This window comes from Pseudomonas sp. GM21, from assembly GCF_000282215.1.
Lineage (GTDB): Bacteria > Pseudomonadota > Gammaproteobacteria > Pseudomonadales > Pseudomonadaceae > Aquipseudomonas.
The window spans coordinates 1-3,434 of sequence record NZ_AKJS01000037.1; the positions used below are offsets into that span (position 1 = coordinate 1).

A 3,434-nucleotide genomic window follows, 5' to 3' on the forward strand; every position below is an offset into this window, starting at 1 on the left:
GCCTGCTCGCGATGGCCGCACCGCGGTCTCACCGGTCCGGCGCAATGACCCGGCACAACTTGGCCGTCGCCTCGACCATCTGCCCACTCGGACGCTCCAGCCCCTTATCCATCACCAGCAGCAATTGCCCGTGCGCCACCGCCGCTACCTGCGGCCACGCCTTCCACGCATCGAGTTGCGCCTGATCACTGGCCAGAATCACCTGGGGATTGCGTTGTAACACCGCCTCGACACTGACCTGCGGTGCGGGCAGCGTGAGGTCGGCAAACACGTTGCGTGCCCCGCACACCTCTAGCGCATCGCTGATAATCTGCCCACCACCCACGGTGTACAGCGGCCGATCCCAGACTTGATAAAACACCCGCAACGGCTCATCCCGTCGATAACGCTGACGCAACGAAGCCAGTCGCTGGCGCAGTTCCGTCGCCAATGAAACACCACGCTCCGGGCGGCCGAGTTGCGTAGCGATCGCTTCCATTTGCGCAGCGAGTTGGTCCAGCGAGTGGGGTTCGGCGACGTAGGTGGGGATGTTCAACCGCTTGAGCTGTTCACGCTGGGCCGGGCCAACGCTGCCTGGCCAGAGCAGCAGCAAATCGGGTTGGAGACTGAGCAAGCGCTCCATATCTAACTGACCGTAGCGGCCAACCGAAGGCAGGTGCTCAAGCTCGGCAGGACGCTCTCCGGCATCCAGCACACCCACCAGAAGGTCGGCTGAACCCAGTTCGACTACGATTTCAGAGAGGGACGGCGCCAGGCTGACGACCCGCCCGGTGGCAACCGCCGAGCCGCTGACGGCCAGCAGCAGAACCGCCAGCCAGGCTCGAAGCATCAGCCGAGTTGACGCGGGATACGGTAGAGGTAGAACAGCACCGCGGTCGACAGCGCCAGCAGCATCAACGGCACCGCTTCGAGGCCAACGAATACCGCCAACGCACCAATCCAGGCAGGCAATGCAGCCGCCAGGAACGCGGTACGCCTCTTGGCGGCCAGGGCGATCCAGGCGGCGGGTTCCTCAGGCGTGTCGAGGGCTTTTTGGGTTGCGATCAGGGCGTGTTTGTAGCCGCCAAAAAACTTCAGACTGACAAACATCGAGGCCACACCGGCGATGAAAAACGGCATCGCCAGCACCGGCAGAATCGCATCGCTCTGGCCAAATACACCGTTGATCACCACCAGAGGCAATAAGGCCAGCGCCAGGTACTGCCACCAATTGAACGACAAACGCCGTCGAACCTGACCGCGCGTCACGCTCGATCCACCTCGCCCTGATGCTCGTTGCCCATCATGTGGTCGAGCTTGCTGGCTTTGGTGGCCAGGTAAAGTTTGTTGTGCGGGTTGTGGCCGGTGTGCAGCGGCACGCGCTCGGCAACCACGATGCCCATGTCGGTCAAGGCTTTGACCTTGCGCGGGTTATTGGTCATCAGACGCAGGGATTTGACGCCCAGGTGCTCAAGCATCGGCAGGCATATACCGTAATCACGCTGGTCGGCAGCAAAACCCAGGCGCTCGTTGGCCTCAACGGTGTCAGCACCGCCGTCCTGCAATTCATAGGCGCGGATCTTGTTCAGCAAGCCAATGCCACGGCCTTCCTGACGCAGGTACAGCAACACGCCACGGCCTTCACGGGCGATGGCCTGCAAGGCGGCTTCAAGTTGCGAGCCGCAGTCACAGCGCTGGCTGAACAAGGCATCGCCCGTCAGGCATTCGGAGTGTAACCGGCCGAGTACCGGGGCACCGTCAGCGAATTCACCCAGGCTCAGCACTACGTGCTCGCGGCCGGTGGCTTCATCGAGAAAGCCATGCATGGTGAATTGTGCAAAAGGCGTTGGCAGCTTGGAAGCGGCGACAAAAACGACAGGCACCGGTGTGCTCCTGATCAATATGTGCTGGAGATACGCAGACGCGGCATTGTAACAGCAGGTTCCTACGGACGCTTAGGCTGAATTATGGGGCATAACGATCAAAATGTTAGATCTCAGGCGCCTGACGCCCGGTTTGCGCACGCTCTGTAGCAACTGGCGAAGCCTGCGGCTACACGGTTAGTGTTCAGTTCGCGTCAAACGGATAGGGCTGTTTCCAGCGCTCGAAGATCGGTTTCAGCGCACCGCTTTTCACCAGCAGATCCAAGCGTTGGTCGTACAACGCCATCAACGCCCGGGCATCGGGCGTATTGGCGAAGCACAAGTACAGCGGTAACTCAGCGATGTGCGTGCGACGGAACTGAGAAGGATCCTTGGCACGTTTGACGACGAAATCGATCTCGGCCAGCGCGTCGATGTAAAAGTCGGCGCGGTTATGGGTCAGCATCGACAAAATGCCGGTGCGCCGCACGACTTCGTTATAGCGCTGCACATTGGGCAGGTACTTCTGGTACTCATAACCGCGGACCCACGCCAGTCGATAGTTGCCAAGGGTTTCCGGGGTCGGCGCCGGATTACTGGCCAGGCCCAGGGCGTAGATGTGATCGGTATCGTAATTCCAGCGTGGATAAAGCACATCGCTGGCCTCGTCACGGTAAGAACCGACACAGGCATCCACTTCACCACGCTGGGCCAGGCCCACGGCGCGGGTGTAAGGCTCGGTGCGCAAGTCCAGCTTGACCCCGGCCGGCTCGAAGATAGCCCGCAACACGTCCCAGCCCAGACCCTGCCCGTCAGCGGCGGTGTAGTCTCCCCATTCTTCACTGGCCAGATGGATCACCGACGGCGGCACCACATCCGCCGCTTGAGCGAACGAACCACACATGGCGAAAACCATCACAGCCAACCAACGCCGAGCCATCCTAGTCCCCTGCTTCGCCCGTCAGGCGAAAATCCATACCAGCCCTTGCATCGCCAGCCACGCAAATACGCCTGCCAACACGTCGTCGAGCATGATCCCGACGCCGCCATGGACATGCCGGTCGATCCAGTGGATCGGCCAGGGCTTGAGAATGTCGAAGAAGCGGAACATCAGAAAACCCGCCAGCAACCAGTACCAACCTTGCGGCACCAGCCACAGGGTAATCCACATCCCGACCATTTCGTCCCAGACGATGCCCTCGTGGTCGTGCACGCGCAAATCGTCGGCCACTTTGCCGCACAGCCAGAAGCCGAACAGCATGGTGATGCCGAGCATCAGCCAGTAACCCCAGTCGGGCAGCATCTGCCACAACGGGATAAAGGGTAGCGCAACTAATGAACCCCAGGTGCCCGGTGCTTTTGGCAGGGTGCCCGAGCCGAAGCCGAACGCCAGAAAATGCCAGGGATTGCGCCAGACCGATGGCGGTACGAACTCCGCCGGGACCTGTTTGGGATGATCTGTCACGGTGTCTCCCGAAAATGTTGATAGCCCCGGGTTTGCGGGGTGATGTCTTGGCCATCGGCATCCAGCAGCGTCACGCCCTGCCCTGTCACGACACGCCCGACCACATGGATCGGCCAAACGTCCGCCAG

At 61.1% G+C, this 3,434-nt stretch carries 5 protein-coding genes and 1 pseudogene; all 6 read right to left on the reverse strand.

What is annotated here, in order from left to right; translation table 11 throughout:
- Positions 1-28 precede the first annotated feature (28 nt).
- On the reverse strand, positions 29-829 hold the full coding sequence (locus PMI22_RS22160; RefSeq protein ID WP_007943988.1) for a cobalamin-binding protein: 801 nt from the start codon (positions 827-829) through the stop codon (positions 29-31).
- The gene (locus PMI22_RS22155) at positions 829-1,248 is read right to left on the reverse strand and encodes a hypothetical protein (protein ID WP_007943989.1); all 420 of its coding nucleotides are present in this window, start codon (positions 1,246-1,248) and stop codon (positions 829-831) included. The genes PMI22_RS22160 and PMI22_RS22155 overlap by 1 nt, the downstream gene beginning before the upstream one ends.
- Entirely contained in the window at positions 1,245-1,862 is a 618-nt protein-coding gene (ribA, locus tag PMI22_RS22150; protein WP_007943990.1) for a GTP cyclohydrolase II, read from the reverse strand. The genes PMI22_RS22155 and ribA overlap by 4 nt, the downstream gene beginning before the upstream one ends.
- 184 nt (positions 1,863-2,046) lie before the next feature.
- Positions 2,047-2,781, reverse strand: coding sequence for a substrate-binding periplasmic protein (locus tag PMI22_RS22145; RefSeq protein ID WP_007943992.1), 735 nt, complete (start codon positions 2,779-2,781; stop codon positions 2,047-2,049).
- A 21-nt stretch (positions 2,782-2,802) separates the two neighbouring features.
- A complete protein-coding gene (locus PMI22_RS22140; RefSeq protein ID WP_007943993.1) occupies positions 2,803-3,306 on the reverse strand; it encodes a phosphatidylglycerophosphatase A family protein in 504 nt (167 codons plus the stop codon).
- A pseudogene (locus PMI22_RS31290) lies at positions 3,303-3,434 on the reverse strand (thiamine-phosphate kinase); the annotation flags it as partial. The gene PMI22_RS22140 and the pseudogene PMI22_RS31290, both read right to left, overlap by 4 nt.

What these genes read in the sequence shown, in the direction of transcription:
- PMI22_RS22145 (WP_007943992.1), bottom strand. Translation starts at nt 2,781, where the DNA reads ATGGCTCGGCGTTGGTTGGCTGTGATGGTTTTCGCCATGTGTGGTTCG.
- PMI22_RS22160 (WP_007943988.1), bottom strand. Translation starts at nt 829, where the DNA reads ATGCTTCGAGCCTGGCTGGCGGTTCTGCTGCTGGCCGTCAGCGGCTCG.